This window comes from Agaribacter marinus (genome assembly GCF_030160655.1).
GTDB classification, from domain to species: Bacteria; Pseudomonadota; Gammaproteobacteria; order Enterobacterales; family Alteromonadaceae; genus Glaciecola; species Glaciecola marina.
The window spans coordinates 264953-283585 of the sequence record NZ_BSOT01000006.1 but is presented as its reverse complement, the minus strand read 5'-3'; the positions used below and the strand labels follow the sequence as shown (position 1 = coordinate 283585).

The 18633-nt window shown below is 41.1% G+C and carries 16 protein-coding genes; 15 read left to right on the top strand and 1 reads right to left on the bottom strand.

Features of this window, described 5'->3' with window-relative positions; genetic code table 11:
- Positions 1 to 148 precede the first annotated feature (148 nt).
- The 10 genes from QQK00_RS12130 (at position 149) to QQK00_RS12085 (ending at position 11910) form a co-directional block, all read left to right on the top strand.
- Positions 149 to 1321 (top strand): methyl-accepting chemotaxis protein, encoded by a 1173-nt coding sequence (locus tag QQK00_RS12130; protein WP_284217845.1) that lies wholly within the window; start codon positions 149 to 151, stop codon positions 1319 to 1321.
- Between the two features lie 14 nt (positions 1322 to 1335).
- Positions 1336 to 1617, top strand: coding sequence for an STAS domain-containing protein (locus QQK00_RS12125; RefSeq protein ID WP_284217844.1), 282 nt, complete (start codon positions 1336 to 1338; stop codon positions 1615 to 1617).
- A gap of 62 nt (positions 1618 to 1679) precedes the next feature.
- The gene (locus QQK00_RS12120) at positions 1680 to 3344 is read left to right on the top strand and encodes an ATP-binding SpoIIE family protein phosphatase (RefSeq protein WP_284217843.1); all 1665 of its coding nucleotides are present in this window, start codon (positions 1680 to 1682) and stop codon (positions 3342 to 3344) included.
- Between the two features lie 3 nt (positions 3345 to 3347).
- Positions 3348 to 3713 carry a response regulator gene (locus QQK00_RS12115; protein WP_284217842.1) on the top strand — a complete coding sequence of 122 codons (366 nt, stop codon included), beginning with the start codon at positions 3348 to 3350 and terminating at the stop codon, positions 3711 to 3713.
- An 11-nt stretch (positions 3714 to 3724) separates the two neighbouring features.
- Positions 3725 to 5794, top strand: a complete 2070-nt coding sequence (locus QQK00_RS12110; protein WP_284217841.1) for a chemotaxis protein CheA — start codon at positions 3725 to 3727, stop codon at positions 5792 to 5794.
- Positions 5784 to 6293 (top strand): chemotaxis protein CheW, encoded by a 510-nt coding sequence (locus QQK00_RS12105; protein ID WP_284217840.1) that lies wholly within the window; start codon positions 5784 to 5786, stop codon positions 6291 to 6293. Before QQK00_RS12110 ends, QQK00_RS12105 begins: the two co-directional genes overlap by 11 nt.
- A 1243-nt stretch (positions 6294 to 7536) precedes the next feature.
- Positions 7537 to 9402, top strand: a complete 1866-nt coding sequence (locus tag QQK00_RS12100) for a methyl-accepting chemotaxis protein (protein WP_348521158.1) — start codon at positions 7537 to 7539, stop codon at positions 9400 to 9402.
- Between the two features lie 3 nt (positions 9403 to 9405).
- Positions 9406 to 10230 carry a CheR family methyltransferase gene (locus QQK00_RS12095; RefSeq protein WP_284217839.1) on the top strand — a complete coding sequence of 275 codons (825 nt, stop codon included), beginning with the start codon at positions 9406 to 9408 and terminating at the stop codon, positions 10228 to 10230.
- A 10-nt stretch (positions 10231 to 10240) separates the two neighbouring features.
- Entirely contained in the window at positions 10241 to 10846 is a 606-nt protein-coding gene (gene cheD, locus QQK00_RS12090) for a chemoreceptor glutamine deamidase CheD (protein WP_284217838.1), read from the top strand.
- A gap of 14 nt (positions 10847 to 10860) precedes the next feature.
- Positions 10861 to 11910, top strand: a complete 1050-nt coding sequence (locus QQK00_RS12085) for a protein-glutamate methylesterase/protein-glutamine glutaminase (RefSeq protein ID WP_284217837.1) — start codon at positions 10861 to 10863, stop codon at positions 11908 to 11910.
- Positions 11911 to 11941: 31 nt separating this feature from the next.
- On the opposite strand, the gene QQK00_RS12080 is transcribed toward QQK00_RS12085, so the two are convergent.
- Positions 11942 to 13585: a GGDEF domain-containing response regulator gene (locus tag QQK00_RS12080; RefSeq protein WP_284217836.1), complete on the bottom strand. Its 1644-nt coding sequence runs from the start codon at positions 13583 to 13585 to the stop codon at positions 11942 to 11944.
- A gap of 240 nt (positions 13586 to 13825) precedes the next feature.
- On the opposite strand from QQK00_RS12080, the gene QQK00_RS12075 reads away from it, so the two are divergent.
- The 5 genes from QQK00_RS12075 (at position 13826) to QQK00_RS12055 (ending at position 18569) form a co-directional block, all read left to right on the top strand.
- Complete coding sequence (locus tag QQK00_RS12075) at positions 13826 to 14692, top strand: hypothetical protein (protein ID WP_284217835.1); 867 nt, start codon at positions 13826 to 13828, stop codon at positions 14690 to 14692.
- Between the two features lie 186 nt (positions 14693 to 14878).
- Positions 14879 to 15313, top strand: coding sequence for a type II 3-dehydroquinate dehydratase (gene aroQ / locus QQK00_RS12070; protein WP_284217834.1), 435 nt, complete (start codon positions 14879 to 14881; stop codon positions 15311 to 15313).
- Positions 15314 to 15455: 142 nt separating this feature from the next.
- The gene (gene accB, locus QQK00_RS12065) at positions 15456 to 15917 is read left to right on the top strand and encodes an acetyl-CoA carboxylase biotin carboxyl carrier protein (RefSeq protein ID WP_284217833.1); all 462 of its coding nucleotides are present in this window, start codon (positions 15456 to 15458) and stop codon (positions 15915 to 15917) included.
- A gap of 12 nt (positions 15918 to 15929) precedes the next feature.
- Positions 15930 to 17276: an acetyl-CoA carboxylase biotin carboxylase subunit gene (gene accC / locus QQK00_RS12060; RefSeq protein WP_284217832.1), complete on the top strand. Its 1347-nt coding sequence runs from the start codon at positions 15930 to 15932 to the stop codon at positions 17274 to 17276.
- A gap of 135 nt (positions 17277 to 17411) precedes the next feature.
- On the top strand, positions 17412 to 18569 hold the full coding sequence (locus QQK00_RS12055; protein ID WP_284217831.1) for a sensor histidine kinase: 1158 nt from the start codon (positions 17412 to 17414) through the stop codon (positions 18567 to 18569).
- Positions 18570 to 18633: the final 64 nt, after the last annotated feature.

Sequence of the window (18633 nt, the reverse complement as noted above, 5' to 3'; positions counted from 1 at the left end):
TATACCTTAGTCTGCAAAATTGCTTTATCTAACACTCTTTACAATTTGTACAATAAATCGTCAATTTTTTGGTCATTAGTGTCAATTCTTTGTCGTTGTAAACCGATAGATAACAGTATATTTTGCTGGTTCCTTGAGTTATTTGAATATGTTTTCAATGTCTCCAAAAATGCTGTTGCTTGCCTGCTTTTTTATAGTTGTATCTGCAGTCATTTTATACACGGGATTCGCACACGTCGCAATCGTTTGGTTGTCGATTGGCTTACTAGTGTGCTTAGTACTGCAAGGAAAAGCACATAGTACGAAAGTGCCTGATGTCGAAGAAAATGCGATAACATCGTCTGATTCTAGCGCCGCTTTTTCTGAAATGGAATGTCTCTTTGAAGAGTTCGTTCCGGCCCTCTCTGAATGTGAACGTAATCTCGCTGACATTAAAAGTACCCAAGACGACGCAGTACATACCTTGGGCGAGAGTTTTACGGAATTGCAAGAATTGGTGCGCATGCAATCAGAAACAATTCAACGTTTAATAAGAATTGACGACAACGAAGAACAATCTGATGAAGAGCTTCTATATAGCGAACAAATGCGGCAGTTCGCAAATAATACAGCGATTACCTTAGACAAATTCATTCAGTCTACTGTCGATATGTCCGCTTCATCTATGGCACTACTGGATCAAGTAACCGAAATATACGAGTCTGTGCCTGAAGTCTTAAAAGCAGTGAAAGACATAGACAGTATTGCCGACCAAACAAACTTACTGGCCTTAAATGCGGCAATTGAAGCAGCTCGTGCAGGTGAACATGGCAGAGGTTTCGCGGTAGTTGCTGACGAAGTTCGCTCACTATCCAATCGGTCATCAGAATTTAGTGAACAAATTCAGGCCAAACTAACCGCTATGTCAAAACAAATTGAAGGATTAACCGGAGAGGTAGGTGCGCTGGCAAGTTATGACGTAAGTTATGTTATTGAAGCCAAAAAAGATATTAATCTAGCGCTCAACAGTATCATAGAAAAAGCCGAATCAGATTCAGAAGTCACGTCTGGACTAGAGAAAATGTCTATTGACTTAGAAGCGTCCTTATCCAAAGCGATACGCGGCTTACAGTTTGGTGATATCAATGGCCAGAACTTAAGTTATACGAAAGATTCTATCACTTTCATTGGCAATAGTTTAGCAAGTACAAACATATCCAACATTGAAGAAGTCACCCAACAGGTGCACGCACACATTAACAAAATTAACGAGCGTAAAAACAGCCAACATAACCCAGTGTCCGCGAATAGTATGGACGCTGGCGATGTCGACCTGTTTTAACTGAGGAGCAAGTTATGAGTGAAAAGTCATTGAGTATTCCCGAGCGATTTGATTTTGGTTACCACAAAGAATTCACTGAGCAATATCAACGAATATTAAACGAAGGCGGTATAAGCGATATCGCATTAGATTTTACAAAAGTAAGTTATTTAGACAGTTCAGCATTAGGCATGATGGTACTTTTTCAAAAAAAGGCAAAAAGCCAAAATATATCAGTACGTATTAGAGGTGCACGAGAGAGCGCAAAAGAAATTCTACTCATTGCCAATTTCGACAGGCTGTTTGACATCAGCTAATGATTCAGTGTGCCAAAAGACAACCAAGGTTTAAATGTTTTGAACTATAGAAGAGTGCAACGATGAGAGTCCTTATCATCGAAGATGACGCGTTATTTGCTGAAATATTGCAAAGCTTTTTGGAAGAGAAGCAGTGCAACACAATCATTGCAGATACTATAGCGTCAGCTAGACAGCTCTTACGCGCGTCGAGCTTTCAATTCATTTTGCTAGACAATCATCTACCCGATGGCGATGGCATAAGCTTTATTGACGTAATAAAAGAAGAATTAGCGATTGGCACTCCGGTTGTAATGATTACAGCAGAAGACAATCAAATTACTATGTCAGAAGCATTCGAAAGGGGCGCCGATGACTTCTTAATGAAGCCCCTTTCTTTAGATTTACTTTGGCAAAAAGTTCAACGCGTCAGTGCACTTTACAAAAAAGAAAGCATGTTAGCAGAACAGACTAGTCGTTTAAGAGCGTTGCTCGACCAAAACGAACAGGAAGAACGATTAGCTCGCTATGTATATGAACACATGGCATCAACATTAATCCAAGATACCAAAGGTATCGACCCATACCTGCAATCATCTAGTTCATTTAATGGTGATGTACTTATTTCAGAAACGTCACCCAACGGTAATAGAATTATTTTCTTAGCTGATGCAACAGGGCATGGTCTTGCCGCTGCAATTAGTATTCTCCCACTAGTAACGACAATTAAGGCCATGATAAGGAAAGGGTTAGCGCTAGCTCATATTGTTCATGAAACCAACTCTAAACTTTGTAAAGAGCTACCTGACGACAAATTCGTGGCACTTATCGGACTAGAAATTAGCTTCAATTTAAAACAGTTTTCTATCTTCAACGGCGGAATGCCAGACCTTATAGCTTTACGCCATGATGGCGAAATCGAAAGCTTCAGTGCCAAGAGTATGGCACTCGGTATTTTAGAATCTGACGAATTTGAACCAATAATCGCGACGCGGGAGATTCACCCTTATAAGAATCTCTTTTTCTTTAGTGACGGCTTGATTGAACAACGCAACTCTGAAGGCGAAGAGTATGGTATGACTCGTCTGTTGTCGGTGTTAAGTCGCTACAAAAACAGAGACTCTTTAGTCAGTCTAGTAGTAAATTATTTTACTATTTTCAACAAGATGCGTGAACTAGAAGACGATTTATCTCTTTGCGACGTTCAACTAGATACGCTAGTAGACAACTACCTGCATAGCGAAAAACCTGATGAGCTCGGTAAATCTGGCAAGGTTAATGCTTCTGTTACGTTGTCAGGCAGTTTAATTGCCACTACTGACATTGTCGGTTGTTTCGATGGCCTTATGCGTTGTGTCGATATTATTGGTGATTTGCGGCAACGGGCGTTCACGGTATTTGCCGAACTTATTAGCAACGCCTTAGATCATGGCGTATTGGAGCTAGATTCTTCGTTAAAAGACGATTATGCCGGATTTGCAGAATATTTGGCGCTAAAAGAAGAACGCCTAACGTCCGTTGACGACAACGATGAAATAGTAATTACATTTATATATGACCCCAGTAAGAACGAAGTCACGTTCGGCATCAAGGATTCTGGGGCTGGTTATGACATGGAGTCCACATCCGAAATGCAAGATGGCTCCCTCTCAGGTCGCGGTCTTTCATTAATAAAGAAACTTTGCAAAACAGTTGAGGTAAGCCCGCCCGGCAACCAAACAACAGTGCAAATAAAAAGAGAGTTTTAATTGATGAGTAAGCACATTTTAGTCGTTGACGATTCGCCATCGATTCGTCAAATGGTTCAAGTAACGCTTAAATCTGCGAGTTATCAAGTCACTACTGCAGAAGATGGTCAAGCTGCCCTGGATGTGTGTAAACGCATGCAGTTTGACTTTGTGTTGACAGACCAAAACATGCCTCGTATGGACGGCCTCACACTCATAAAGTCGCTTAGAAATATTGGTTCTTATCGAGCAACGCCTATCGTAGTGTTGACCACTGAAGCAAGTGACAATATGAAAGCACAAGGTCGAGCAGCAGGTGCGACAGGTTGGATGGTAAAACCATTCGATCCGCAAAAGCTGCTCGCAGTCGCGTCAAAAGTTCTGAACTAGAGGCAAACTTTATGTCTGTAGACATGAGTCAATTCTTCGAAGTATTTTTCGAAGAAAGTCATGAGCACCTCGATGAAATGGAACGTCTGTTGATGAACCTTTCTCTCGATGAGCCTGATATTGAAGATTTAAATAGTATATTCAGGGCTGCGCACTCAATAAAAGGTGGCAGCGGTGTATTTGGCTTCGATGCCCTTACGGGTCTCACCCATGTAATGGAGAATATTCTTGACTTAGCACGTAATCAAGAAATAACCATTACCAAAGAAATTGTCGACCAATTGCTCATCACCGTCGATAAACTAAAAGTCATTCTTGAATGTTATCAAAATGAAGAAGATATCGACTGGTCGGCGATTGAAAAAGGCACTTCAGCTTTAGAGGCCCTGCTAAAAGATTCTCCCATAGATAGTGAAAGCGGCGACACTACCCCCGAAGAAGATGAAGGTTTCGGTTTATTTGAAAGCCCTGTAGTAGCCGAAAATGGCGATGAAACCTTTGGTTTTTTCGATACCCAAGAAATTGAAAAGAAAGAGACAGCGTATGGCTTCTTTGAAGATGAAGACGGAACGCAAAACAACGCAGCGCCTGGAAATGAACAAACGCCTACCGATAAAGACACTTCTAATGATCACGGTGAAGCATTTGGTTTCTTTGATGAAGAATCAAGCAATGATCAAGTAAATTCAGAAAGTAAAGCACCTGACGAAGATGGATTCGGTTTTTTTGATGCCCCCACATCCGATGACTCAACGCCCAAGAATACAGAATCTATCAAACCGGCAACAGCGACGCCTCAGTCTGCAGCTTCTGCACCAAAGCAAACTACCAAAACTGCGGTAAAAAAACCTAAACCCAAGGCAAGTAAAAAACCGCGTACTGAAAGCAAAGAATCATCATCTATTAGAGTCGACACAGGCAAGATTGATTCTATCGTCAATTTAGTCGGTGAACTTGTTATCACGCAATCCATGATTCAAATTCTAGGGAAAGAAGTACATGGGGAAACGGAAGAAAAGCTCGACGGTGCCATTGGCGAGCTGTCTCGCAATATTAGAGAAATTCAAGAAGCAGTGATGTCTATGCGCATGTTGCCAATGTCATTCGCATTTAACCGCTTTCCCCGGGTTGTCAGGGATCTCGCCGATAAACTTGGTAAAGATATTAATTTAGTTATCGAAGGTGGTAACACTGAAATCGACAAAGGCTTAATTGAAAAACTTGTTGATCCCCTAACCCATTTAATCCGCAATAGTATTGATCATGGCATCGAGATGCCAGACACGCGCAGTGCGATGGGCAAATCACCTCAAGGCACTGTTATTCTTAACGCCGAACAACGCGGCGGTAGCATTATAATTACAATCACTGATGACGGCGCAGGGTTAAACAGAGAAAAAATACTGAGTAAAGCGATAGCAAATGGCCTTGTGCAATCAAACGACATTCCTGATAACGAGGTGTGGCCGCTGATTTTTGAACCTGGTTTTTCGACTGCTGAAGCAGTAACGGATGTATCCGGTCGTGGTGTAGGCATGGACGTTGTACGAAGGAATATTGAGTCTATTGGTGGTATTGTCGAGATTGAAAGCCACGCTGGCGAAGGCTCAGTCTTTAGCATTCGATTACCACTGACCTTAGCAATTGTTGACGGTATGTGCGTATCTGTCGGCGAGCAAACCTTTGTGATTCCCCTCACGAATATTGTTGAATCGATGCAACCGCAAGCGGGACAAATAAAAACTATTGGCAATGACCACTTATTGTGGGTAAGAGACGAATACTGGCCAATCATTGAACTGCACAAAATGATGAGTATCGGTAAAGCGAAGACAAAGCCAACCGACGCCATTATTGTGTTGGTAGAAACCAGTCGCAAACGCTTTGGCATTTTAGTAGATGACCTTGAAGGGCAACAGCAAGTTGTCATAAAGAGCTTAGAACGACACTATAAACGCGTACCAGGTGTAGCCGGTGCAACCATTATGGGTGACGGCTGTGTTGCCATGATCCTTGACGTAGAATCGCTATCAAACGAAATAAACATCCCGACTATTCAGGAGGTGTCAGGTGGCAACTAGTACAAAGAAGCCAGAACAACACACAGAAAATGAACACAAAAACGAATTTCTTACCTTTGTATTGGGCGAAGAAAACTACGCACTAGATATCATGACAGTAAAAGAAATTCGGGGCTATGAACAAGTAACTAAAATTGCCAACGCACCTGACTACATTAAGGGAGTCCTCAATCTGCGCGGCGACATTGTGCCGATTATCGACTTACGTATTAAATTTGGTGTAGGTCAAGCCACTTACAACGAATTTACGATCGTCATTATGTTGATGATTGACGAACGTATCGTCGGCATCGTAGTGGATGAAGTGAGTGACGTCATAAAAGTCGGCACTTCTCAAATTAAACCCCCTCCTGAATTCGGCGTTGCGTTCGATAGTGCTTATTTACATGGGCTAACGACCATCAGTGAACAAATGATTATTTTAGTCAATATTCAAAAATTAATTTCAAGTGACGAACTGGGCTTATATGACCCAGCAGTAACCGCGGAGCAAGATTAACATGAAATTCCTCAACTGGCTCGATAACGTTAAATTATCTAAAAAAATGAGTATCATAGCTATACTCGCGCTGATAGGACTAGGCTTACCTACGTACTACTACTCCGAACTTTCGTACAAAAACCAACTATCAGCAGAAATGGAACTTCGCGGTATTCCAGTTGCGTCTGCCGTGGTTAAGCTTAAGAAGTATGTAGCCTTGCATCGAGGCACATCAGCAAAACTATTTAACGGCAATCAAGCGGCTGTTTCCGCAATCGAGAGCAAAAGTAGCAAAGTAGATCAACAATTTACTGCGATTGGGCAGCTAATTAACGAAGCCGGTGGAGAAGAAACTAAGGATTTATTGGATGGCTTAAATGAATTGAATAATCGATGGAATACAATAAAGTCAAATGTAAACAGTAGAAACTACACTGCTATTGAATCATTTAACGTACATTCAAACTTAATCGTCATTGCTGATTTGTACTTAGGTGAAGTAATGAATCATTTCTCACTTAACTATGATACTGGTGCGGCAAGCCACCACTTGATAGTAGCCAATTTGCAGGATATGCCTCGTTTAGCAGATGCCATTGGCAAAGTCAGAGGAGCTGGCGCTGGAGCTCTTTCTACTTCGACAATCGCCAATGGAGTAAAAAGCACTATTCGAGCAAATATATCTAGCATTAGAACGCCCTTGCAAGATTTCAAAATGAACATGGCTGCAGCTTCGCATGCAGATATTCGATTAAGGGATGGTTATAGTGCCGCTAGTAACTTTATCAGCAGCGTCGATTCTGCATTAAAAATGGCAGAAAGAGAAACATTAGAAAAAAATTCACCAACTTATGACGCAACACAATTCTTTAATGAATACACTGAGTTGCTAAATACACTGTATGCGCAACACGATGAAAACATGGTAAAATTAACGACAATAATTGCTGAACGAAAAAGCGCAATAGCCCAAGATAGAATTACGACGCTCACTATAATATGTATTTTATTAGGTATCATTAGCGTTATTGGATTTGTCGTCATACGCTCAATTCAAGTTTCTACCATGTCTTTAATTGGACATTTCATCAAAATTTCAAAAGGCGAATATAACATTAAGTTTAATGTTGACCGAAAAGATGAAATGGGGATATTAGAAAATGAACTATCCAAGTTAAATACTCAACTTCAGATCGCAGCAAAAACCTCAATTGAGGCATCTAGAGTTAAAGAGGCGCTCGATAATACTTCCAGTTGCTTTATGATGGCAGACACAAACAGAAATATCGTGTACATGAATCACTCAGTATATAAACTTCTAAAGGAAGCTGAATCTGCAATTCGCAAAGAACTCCCGCATTTCAACGTAGAATCCCTAATAGGGACAAATATTGATTCGTTTCACGTTAACCCATCGCATCAGCACCGTATCCTTGACAAACTAGAAGGCAAACATGAAGCCAACCTTAAGTTAGGCGGATACATATTTAAGTTGATAGTAAACCCAATTATTGATGAGGGCGGGAATAACTTAGGTCATAGTGTAGAGTGGCAAGATTTAACAAAAATTAAGGAAGAAGAGCGTAAAGTTGCGCGTATACTGGAAGCACTAAATTGTACAACCACAAATGTAATGCTTGCCGATGCAAATAGAAACATTATTTATATGAACCGGTCTGTACGAGCGTTGATGAAACAGGCCGAATCAGACTTAAAGAAAGTCTTACCACATTTTGATGCTGACACACTAATAGGTGCAAATATGGATACATTCCATAAAGATCCTAGCCATCAAAAGGCTCTTCTTGAGAGGCTAAAAAAATCATATACATCTCATATTAAAGTCGGTCCTAGGCATTTTAGGCTTGTCGCAAATCCAATCTTTGACTCTGACGGAGAGCGCCTAGGTTATGTAGTAGAGTGGTTAGAGCGAACTAAAGAAGTTAACGCAGAACAAGAAATTGCTGAAATTGTTCAAGCAAGCTTAGAAGGTAATTTTGAAAAACGCGTAAACGAAAACGACAAAGAAGGCTTTATGCTAACAATGGCACAAGGCTTGAATCAACTAATGAAAACAACAGAAAGCGGCCTGAATGAAGTAAGTAATGTATTGCTAGCCATTTCAGAGGGTGATTTAACTAAGCGTATCAACTCTGATTTTAAGGGCACATTTAATGACCTCAAAAATTACTGCAATACAACCAATGAGAACTTAGTGTCCGTTATCAGCAAAATTCGCGAAGCTAGTGATACAATCAACAACGCTTCTTCTGAAATTGCACAAGGTAACTCAGATCTTTCTACTCGCACAGAACAGCAAGCATCAAGCCTTGAAGAAACGGCGTCAAGCATGGAAGAACTCACCAGTACTGTCCGACTAAACGCAGAGAACGCAAACCAAGCCAATGGTCTAGCATCACAAGCTGTTGACGTCGCCGGAAATGGTGGCGCCCTTATCCAACAAGTGGTTACTACCATGGCCTCAATCAACGAAAGTGCACAGAAAATATCTGACATCATTGGCGTAATTGATGGCATTGCCTTCCAAACTAACATATTAGCGTTAAATGCGGCAGTTGAAGCGGCCAGAGCCGGGGAGCAAGGTCGAGGGTTTGCAGTAGTTGCGTCAGAAGTACGCACACTTGCACAACGTTCTGCAAATGCTGCAAAAGACATTAAAGACTTGATTTCAGACTCGGTAACCAAAGTTGAAAGTGGCAATGAACTTGTTAGTCAATCGGGTGAAACCATGCAAGAAATCGTTGTGGCAATCCAACGCGTTAACGACATCATGAGCGAAATTGCTGCCGCATCCGCAGAACAAGCAAGTGGCATAGATGAAGTCAGTAAAGCAGTATCTCAAATGGATGAAATGACGCAACAGAATGCTGCGCTGGTTGAAGAAGCTGCTGCCGCCGCAGAAAGCATGCGGGGTCAAGCTGGCGACTTAAATAGTCAAGTTGGAACATTTAAACTAGATACTAAAGATGTAACCACAAATATCGTCAAAAGCTCACCTGATTTACTAAGTCAACAATTTGATGAATTGCCCTCAGTCGCGAGCGCGAGGCCAAGTACCAAAGCCATACCAGCCATCTCGGAAGAAGATGAATGGGAAAGCTTTTAGACAATGGCTTTAAGCGCTGAAAAAGACAAAGAATTTGAGTTTCGCTCGGCTGATTTTAATGCGGTGAGAACGAAACTCAAGGCAATTGCCGGCATCAATTTATCTGAGAATAAAGATTCAATGGTATACAGCCGCCTATCTCGGCGCATAAGACATTTGAAACTTCGCTCATTCTCTGAATATTTACAATACGTAGACGCACATATTGATGAGCACGAAGAATTTGTAAATGCGTTGACGACAAACCTCACGTCATTCTTCAGAGAGAAACATCACTTCGACTATTTAAAGCGTTTTGTAGCATCAAATAAACGTCCATTGAAAATATGGTGTGCGGCGGCTTCGACAGGAGAAGAACCCTACTCGATTGCGATGAGCGTAGTGGAAGGATTCGGCAAGTTTGATATCCCTGTCAACGTGGTATCTTCTGATATCGATAGTAAAGTGCTAACAAAAGCAAGCGCAGGCATATACGACATAAAACAATTGGATGGATTAGCCAAGGATGTAAAAAAACGTTTTTTTCACCGTGGCAAAGGAAAAAATCAAGACTTGGCTCGTGTAGTCCCCGAGCTTAGGCGACTAGTTAACTTTAAAAAGATAAATTTAATGGACGCGTCTTGGGATTTAGCAAAAGACTTTGATATTGTATTTTGCAGAAATGTCATGATTTATTTCGACAAACCAACCCAACTCGACATTTTGACAAAGATTGTCCGCCATATGAAATCAGACAGTCTTTATTTTGCCGGTCACTCTGAAAATTTTTCTCATGTAAGCACACTACTAACGCCCCTTGGTAAAACCATCTATCGGCCTAAGATATAAGGTATAACGCATGAGTGAATATTTAACTGAACACTTGGCACCTAATCGATATTTTGATAAAAATTTCAATATGAATGCCGTTAAAATTTTACCTGGCGAATATTTTGCAACCCAAGAAAACACACTCATCGTTACCGTGCTTGGGTCTTGCATTTCGGTATGTTTGCGTGACCCGATATTGAGAGTTGCGGGTATGAATCATTTCTTACTACCTGCGAACAATGACGATGCTAGCGTTGACACAGATTCGGCTCGATATGGCGTTTATGCAATGGAAGTACTCATCAATCATATGTTGAAGCTAGGCTCTCCTAAACGTCGCCTTGAGGCCAAAATATTTGGCGGTGGCAACGTAATGCAACAATTTAGAACCCATAGCGTCGGCGAAAAAAATGCTGCATTCATCACTGAATATATGCAAACAGAAGACATCAAGGTAACGGCTACTGATGTATTGGGAGAATACCCAAGAAAGATTTACTTTTTCCCAGAATCCGGGGAGGTAAAAGTCAGAAAACTCAAATCAATGCATAACACGACTATCATTGATCGTGAGTCAGCCTACCGCTCTAAAATTGACAAACAGCCTGCATCAGGCGACGTAGATTTGTTTTAACACAAGAGAGACTTATGCCAATAAAAGTATTAGTTGTTGATGATTCCGCGTTAATTCGCAGTTTGTTGAGTGAAATAATTAAACAAGATCCTGAATTAACGCTTGTTGGCGTTGCAGCCGATGCCTATGTAGCCAAAGACATGGTGGTTAAACTAAATCCAGACGTGATTACCCTCGACATCGAGATGCCAAAAGTGGATGGGCTGACGTTTTTAGATAAGTTAATGAAAGCTAAACCAACACCGGTATTAATGATATCAACATTAACAGAAAAAGGTGCAGAGGCCACTATTCGCTCGCTAGAACTAGGCGCGATTGACTTTATCCCTAAGCCAAAGCTCGACGTAGCGAAAGGCATTGCAGAATATCAGGAAGAAATAACCACAAAAATTAAAATTGCAGCAAAATCTACACCGCGCCAAGCTAAAAAGAATATTGCGTCAATAAATACACCACCTCTTCAATATAAGGGCACCGAAATTATTGTAGGTATTGGGGCATCCACCGGTGGTACTGAAGCGATAAAGGAGGTTTTATTAGGATTACCACCTTCATTCCCAGCAACAATAATCACGCAACATATGCCACCCAATTTTACAAAATCTTTTGCCACTCGCCTCAATGGCGTATGCAAAATAACAGTGAAAGAAGCTGAACATCGAGAACGCTTATTGCCAGGAAACGTATATATTGCGCCTGGCGATAAACATATCGAAATTGCCAGAAGTGGCGCTGACTACCGGATAAAATTTAATGACGGTCCACTAGTAAGTGGTCACAAACCTTCAGTTGATGTGATGTTCGAATCCTTAGCAAAAACAGTAGGGAAAAATGCTGTAGCTACACTTTTAACCGGAATGGGAAGAGATGGTGCACAAGGTCTTTTATCTTTAAAAAACGCGGGGGCAATTACGATGGCTCAAGATGAAGCAAGTTGTGTCGTGTTTGGGATGCCGAGGGTAGCTATTGAACTTGGTGCAACAAACAATGTTGTCCCTTTAGAAAGCATGAATAAGGCGTTAATACAAGCAGTTGAAAGTAAAGGGGCTGGTACACGTTTATAGCACGACGTAATCTTGAGTCGTAAGGTACATGTCAGCTATACTTTATTTGATTTCTTCCTGCGTCTTTCGCTGCATACAAACGAACGTCAGCTTCGTTAATAGCATCCTGGATTTGCGCGTATTTTTCTAAGGCAACAACCCCGACACTAAATGTCACGTTAAAATATCCACTTTCATACTTAAATTTAATGTTAGAAAAAGCTTCTCTTAATTTATCAAGCTTTTCAACTGCACTCGCTAAATCACAGTCCTGTAAAAGCAGTAAAAACTCTTCACCGCCATATCGGCCGACATGATCTGATTCACGCAATGTTCGCCTTAATTGCTGACCTAGCGCACGTAACACCTGATCGCCATTTGAATGTCCGTAACTGTCATTGACTGTTTTAAAATAATCGACGTCAACTAAGGCAAGTACACTGTCGTTTCCATGCCGTTTACTTAGGCGTAAAACATTACTGGCCGACTCCACTATTTGACCATGATTTAAAACACCAGTTAATGCATCTTTAGACACAAAATTACGGATAACGGAAGAACGATTCAAACGCGCCATTACCTGCTTTACCACTAACGGTGCAGGAGTGGATTTTGCAATAACGTCGTCTGCGCCAGAATCCAGCACCCGTAGTTTGGTTTCAAGCCTGTCATCCGCGGTTAAAAACACGATAGGCGCAAAATCAAACTTCTCTTCTTGGCGCAGCATAGACGCAATTTCTAAACCATCGATATCAGGCATCATCATGTCCAGCAAAAAAAGATCCGGCTTCAAATATTCAAGAGAATCAAGCAGTTTCTGAGCGGTTTGAATGTATTCCACATGGCAACCAGCTTGCTCAAATACTGTTTTATAAAAAATACCCATCGACTCTTGATCATCTACAAGCACGATATTAAAGCTATCGTCCTGTTGACGTTGCAATATTCGACTGATTTTCTCAAACAGAGAATACGAGCTTATCGGTTTTACAATGTAATCTGAAACGCCTGCCCTAACAGCAGCTAAGCGAGTTTCTAAATTAAATAGGCATGAACACGCAATGACGTTCACACCAGACGCTTGCAACGCTGATGCAAACGAAAACACCTCTTCCTGAATGTAGTCAGGCATCGTTACATCGAGAATAACTAAGGTGCACTTTTCAACAAGTGTTGATTGTTTATAATCTTGAATGTTCGCAAAATATTCAGCGTTGTAATTGAACTGCTTTAAAGCAGTACACAGATTTACGCCTACTGACTTTTCATCATCAATGACTGCAATCAAGGTATCACCGTTACTAAGTGGCAAGGTGTTTTTGGCCGTTTGACATAACGCAGCAATGATACTGGCATGGTCGCCATCAACCATTTCTGCGAGTATTGGATCGGGTTGAGTTTTACTACCATAAATCAACACATTCAATGCAGTATCTATTTTACTGACGGCCACTTTCAATGGAATATTTTCATTGAGCGCATTATTGATAGTTTGTTTAATTTCTTCTAACTGGTGGTGCAGCACATAAACAGCATAAACAGCCATTTCATTGGAAAGTTCACGAATCTTCGCATTGAATTCAACAAAAGGGGCTTTTTTTCGACTTTTGCGCGCATTTGCCCACAACTCAATAAGCTGCTTAAGCGTGTCGTAATAATACGTTTCTTGCGTCTGAGGAACAGAGATACGGAACACTCCTTAAAATGCTTTCGTTGGACAATATATGATCAGCTTACCGATTTCTCAATCATTTATTATTTCAACTAGCGATTCGCTTTCTATGCTTGTTATCGACCCAATGATTTATTCCTAAAGGAAGTAAGCAAAAACCCGATAACACATACTGTTAAAAGAATTATTTTGAAATAGAGAGCAAGCACCTAGTTCACATTCTAAACTAGCCGCTTTATAAAAATATCTTGAGTAAAAAAACGAATGACAGATACAGAGCTCAAAGAAAAAATTCAATTGCTTGAGCGCCAATTAGGGCGAGAACGAGCCAGCCGGAAACAAGCTGAAGAAGTCATTCGTCAAAAAACACTTGATCTTCTTGATGCAAATCAACGGCTTGACCGCACCATCGAGCGCTTAAATCAGGCATTGTACGCCAGCGGCGAGTCTGTGTGGGAGTGGCAATCCAAAGAAGACACTATTCGCATATACTTATCAATAGACAAAACCGAAGTGAAAATTAAAACTATTGGCAATTTAGAAGCCGGTTTTAACTTAGTGTCCAAAAAGAATCGAGCAAAACTCATCGAAAGCTGGAATGCACATAAAATCGGCGAAACTAAAAAAATAGACATGCATGTAAATTACTTTAATGAAGATACAAACGGCTTGCGCTGGGCTAGGGTTTGCGGGCAATTTGTAAGTCGAGATGCCAGTGGCGTTGGCACTCACTTCATTGGCATAGTTAAAGATATTACTCGCAAATATGAACAACAAATAACCTTAAATACCATCGCCCATTCGTTTCTGCGTTCAGCTGAACCCATGTTCATACTAAAACTAGATTCAATGCACGTAGAAACAACCATCGCCGCAGAAAAGCTACTGTCGTTGCCAGAAATTGAAAACATAAAAGACAAACAAATCGCACTTGCTGACGCACTCCCCTTGGACGCCATAAAAAAACATCAACAGAATGAGCAAGCCGTTTTTGAAGAAGAACTCACACTTGCAAGCGGTAAAAAAGTCTTAGGGAAATTTCGGCTATTTCCCGGTTATAAAAACGAATCGACAGATGAAGACTATGAATTTGCTGTCGGTAGTTTCAAATTCAAAATCGATCCCCTTTAAACCTACATCCATCGCTAACTTCCGTGATTAGACCAGTAAATTGCTGAAAAAGTGCAAACATCTCTGTTATATTTGCTATATTGAAAGACTAAGTTAAGTTTTTGTGTACTTTTTAGTTAAAAAGAATAAAAATTACACGTTACTAGCACGTTAACTACAATATAAACAATTATAAGCGCTAACTTGATGAAAGTACTCTTATTGAATGGTCCGAACTTAAATTTACTTGGTAAACGTGAACCTGAAATTTACGGTAGCCAAACCTTAGCTGATATCGAGAATGACTTATCTATTTATGCAAAGTCTACTGATTGTCAATTGAGTACCTTGCAATCAAATGCCGAACACGAGTTGATTGATGCTATTCATGCTGGCATGGGGGAAGTTGACGGCGTCATCATTAACCCCGGCGCGTTTACACATACAAGTGTGGCTCTTCGAGATGCCTTTTTAGGCACTAAACTGCCATTTATTGAAGTTCATCTATCAAATGTACATGCGCGGGAAGAATTTAGGCATAAGTCTTTCTTATCTGATGTTGCTGTCGGCATTATTGTTGGCTGTGGCACTCTTGGATATAAGCTTGCGTTAGATGCCTTACGTTTTAAGTTAAAAACATAATAATAAAGACCAAACACTGCAGATGAAGCAACTATTCTAAAAACATATAGTCAGCAGACTAAATAATAGATAATAGACGATTAAGGCTCAACAACACTTTAATCGCATACACATACAACAGCTAATTTTTAAGGGTTATCAGATGGACATACGCAAAGTAAAAAAACTCATTGAGCTAGTAGAAGAATCAGGTATTGCAGAACTTGAAATCACCGAAGGTGAAGAGTCTGTTCGTATCAACCGTGGTACAAGTCAGGCGCAGCAAATACAGTATATGCCGCAAATGGCTGCGCCAGCAGCTCCATTGCCTGCCGCAGCAGCGGCAGTAGCTCCGCCAGCCGCAGAAAGTGCGGCACCAACCGTTGCCTCTGGCCATATAGTTAAATCCCCCATGGTAGGCACGTTTTATCGAGCATCTTCGCCAGAAGCTGGGTCTTTTGTAGAAGTGGGCCAAAAAGTGAAGAAAGGCGATACCTTGTGTATCATCGAAGCAATGAAGATGATGAACCAGATTGAGTCTGACGCAGACGGTGTCGTGAAAGAAATTCTGGTTGATAATCAAGAGCCAGTAGAATTCGATCAACCACTATTCATTGTCGAATAAAAGGCGGGCATCATGCTTGATAAAGTACTAATTGCCAATCGCGGTGAAATTGCACTACGCATTCTCCGGGCCTGCAAAGAGCTAGGCATAAAAACTGTGGCCGCTCACTCCTCCGCTGACCGCGACTTAAAGCACGTGTTGCTAGCTGACGAAACGATTTGCATCGGCAATGCATCGGCAACAGAGAGTTATTTAAATATTCCAAGAATCATTGCAGCGGCAGAAGTAACCAACTCTATTGCTATTCACCCAGGCTATGGTTTTCTGTCCGAAAATGCAGATTTTGCGGAAGCCGTAGAAAAAAGCGGCTTTGTTTTTATTGGCCCAACTGCGGACACCATTAACTTAATGGGTGACAAAGTATCGGCTATTGCCTCTATGCGTAAAGCAGGTGTACCTTGCGTACCAGGGTCTGACGGCCCGCTTAGCGAAGACATGGACAAAAATAAAACCATTGCTAAACGCATTGGCTACCCAATCATCGTAAAGGCCGCTGGCGGCGGTGGTGGACGTGGCATGCGAGTTGTGCGCACTGAAGAAGAGCTTGAAACGTCTATTCGCACAACTAAAGCAGAAGCCGGAGCGGCGTTCAATAATGATATTGTGTACATGGAAAAGTTCTTAGAAAATCCACGCCATGTTGAAATTCAAGTATTGGCCGATGGACAAGGCAATGCTGTGCACCTAGGTGAGCGCGATTGTTCAATGCAGCGCCGCCACCAGAAGGTTGTCGAGGAAGCACCAGCGCCAGGTATTACAGAAAGCATGCGTGAAAAAATTGGTGAACGTTGCCGGAAAGCTTGTATAGAAATCGGCTACCGCGGCGCGGGTACATTTGAATTCCTTTACGAAAATGGCGAATTTTATTTCATCGAAATGAATACGCGTATTCAAGTAGAACACCCGGTAACAGAAATGATAACCGGTGTGGATTTAATTAAAGAGCAATTGCGCATCGCTGCTGGTCAACCATTATCTGTTGAGCAGTCACAAATTAAGATTCATGGTCATGCCATCGAATGCCGCATTAATGCTGAAGACCCTAAAACCTTTATTCCAAGCCCAGGGCTAATAAAAATGTTCCACTCCCCGGGCGGTTTAGGTGTTAGATGGGAGTCTCACATTTATTCAGGGTACAAAGTCCCCCCTTACTACGACTCGATGATCGGCAAACTCATCACTTATGGTGAAAGTCGAGACGAAGCCATTGCCCGTATGCGCCATGCGCTAAACGAGTTGGTTATCGATGGCATTAAAACAAACGTCCCTTTGCAGCAAAAAATCATGGCAGACGAGAACTTCTTTAATGGTGGAACCAATATTCACTATTTAGAAAAGAAGCTTGACGCAGAAGTCTAAAAATTTATGTCAATCAAAATAGCCTCTTGTTTGAGGCTATTTTTTTGCCTCATAAAAATGCAATTCGTCTCATTAGACTGTACTCATCAGCAATATTAGTATTTACTATGTAATTTTGATGTATTACACATTAGTATGAATAAAGCAGTTGTACCTGAAACAGACGAGATTTATCGTTCTCCAAATATAACAAAGCCTTCATTTTGGTTGCTACACAGTGTTGGTTGGTTTGTATACTGGCTGCTATTCCTAATCGAAAATACCGTATTGTCATTCGGCAGCTCTATCTCTAAAGATTACTTGATTGGTATTCCTTTGCTGGTAAGCGCTTCTATGGCCGCCATATTGACGATTCCATTGAGATATCTATATAGAGGCTTTTGGCGCTTTTCTCCGCAAAAAATATTGTTACTCGTCATTTTATCTTGCGTGGTGGTAGCTCTCATTTGGACGCCTGCAAAAAGCATCGCCATGTGGATAATCCACCCACTGGTTAATCCTGAGCTCGATCATTCTAAAGTAGAAAAAAGCATCAACATATTCAATTATTTTAGCGGTCTGACATATAGTCTAGCAATGATTCTTGCCTGGAGTACTCTCTACTTTAGCGTCAACTTCTATTTTAGACTAGTCAACGAAAAAGAGATGCACCTAGCCGCGGTTCGCCTCTCCCATAGTGCACAAATTAAGATGTTGCGCTACCAAATTAACCCGCATTTTTTGTTTAATACGCTCAATGCAATCTCTACCCTTGTGTTGATGGGAAATAAAGAAAAAGCTAACGGTATGTTAGTACACCTATCGACGTTTCTGCGCTTTAGCTTAGATAACGATCCTGAGAAAAAGGTAGTGTTATATGACGAACTCAAGGCACTTATGTTATATTTGGAAATAGAAAAGACACGCTTTGACGAGCGCCTAAACATACAACTTGACATAGACGAAGCCACTAAGAATTTACTCGTACCGAGTCTAATTTTACAACCACTAGTGGAAAACAGTATCAAATATTCAATTGCAAAAATGCCATCGGGTGGTGAAATTGCTATAAAAGCGGCCGTTGACGAAACGTTTTTACAGCTAGACGTCGCTGACAATGGGCCTGATGGCCATGCATCTATTTCAAAAATTCACAGCAACGCAGATGCAAAAGCAAAAGGCGTAGGTCTGCGTAATATTAAAGAACGCCTTGCCGTTCTCTACCCTAAACATCATCAATTTATGGTACAAGAAAATACGCCTCAAGGCCTTAAAGTGTGTATCAGAATTCCGATTGAAGCATCTAAAGAATGACAAGAGAGTCGCTTTAACAAAAAGTAAGATAAATGTGGTATTTATCGATAGCGAAATTCGACGT

Coding starts and splice junctions, on each gene's coding strand:
- QQK00_RS12130 (WP_284217845.1), top strand. CDS start 149: ATGTTTTCAATGTCTCCAAAAATGCTGTTGCTTGCCTGCTTTTTTATA.
- QQK00_RS12125 (WP_284217844.1), top strand. CDS start 1,336: ATGAGTGAAAAGTCATTGAGTATTCCCGAGCGATTTGATTTTGGTTAC.
- QQK00_RS12120 (WP_284217843.1), top strand. CDS start 1,680: ATGAGAGTCCTTATCATCGAAGATGACGCGTTATTTGCTGAAATATTG.
- QQK00_RS12115 (WP_284217842.1), top strand. CDS start 3,348: ATGAGTAAGCACATTTTAGTCGTTGACGATTCGCCATCGATTCGTCAA.
- QQK00_RS12110 (WP_284217841.1), top strand. CDS start 3,725: ATGTCTGTAGACATGAGTCAATTCTTCGAAGTATTTTTCGAAGAAAGT.
- QQK00_RS12100 (WP_348521158.1), top strand. CDS start 7,537: ATGATGGCAGACACAAACAGAAATATCGTGTACATGAATCACTCAGTA.
- QQK00_RS12095 (WP_284217839.1), top strand. CDS start 9,406: ATGGCTTTAAGCGCTGAAAAAGACAAAGAATTTGAGTTTCGCTCGGCT.
- cheD (WP_284217838.1), top strand. CDS start 10,241: ATGAGTGAATATTTAACTGAACACTTGGCACCTAATCGATATTTTGAT.
- QQK00_RS12085 (WP_284217837.1), top strand. CDS start 10,861: ATGCCAATAAAAGTATTAGTTGTTGATGATTCCGCGTTAATTCGCAGT.
- QQK00_RS12075 (WP_284217835.1), top strand. CDS start 13,826: ATGACAGATACAGAGCTCAAAGAAAAAATTCAATTGCTTGAGCGCCAA.
- aroQ (WP_284217834.1), top strand. CDS start 14,879: ATGAAAGTACTCTTATTGAATGGTCCGAACTTAAATTTACTTGGTAAA.
- accB (WP_284217833.1), top strand. CDS start 15,456: ATGGACATACGCAAAGTAAAAAAACTCATTGAGCTAGTAGAAGAATCA.
- accC (WP_284217832.1), top strand. CDS start 15,930: ATGCTTGATAAAGTACTAATTGCCAATCGCGGTGAAATTGCACTACGC.
- QQK00_RS12055 (WP_284217831.1), top strand. CDS start 17,412: ATGAATAAAGCAGTTGTACCTGAAACAGACGAGATTTATCGTTCTCCA.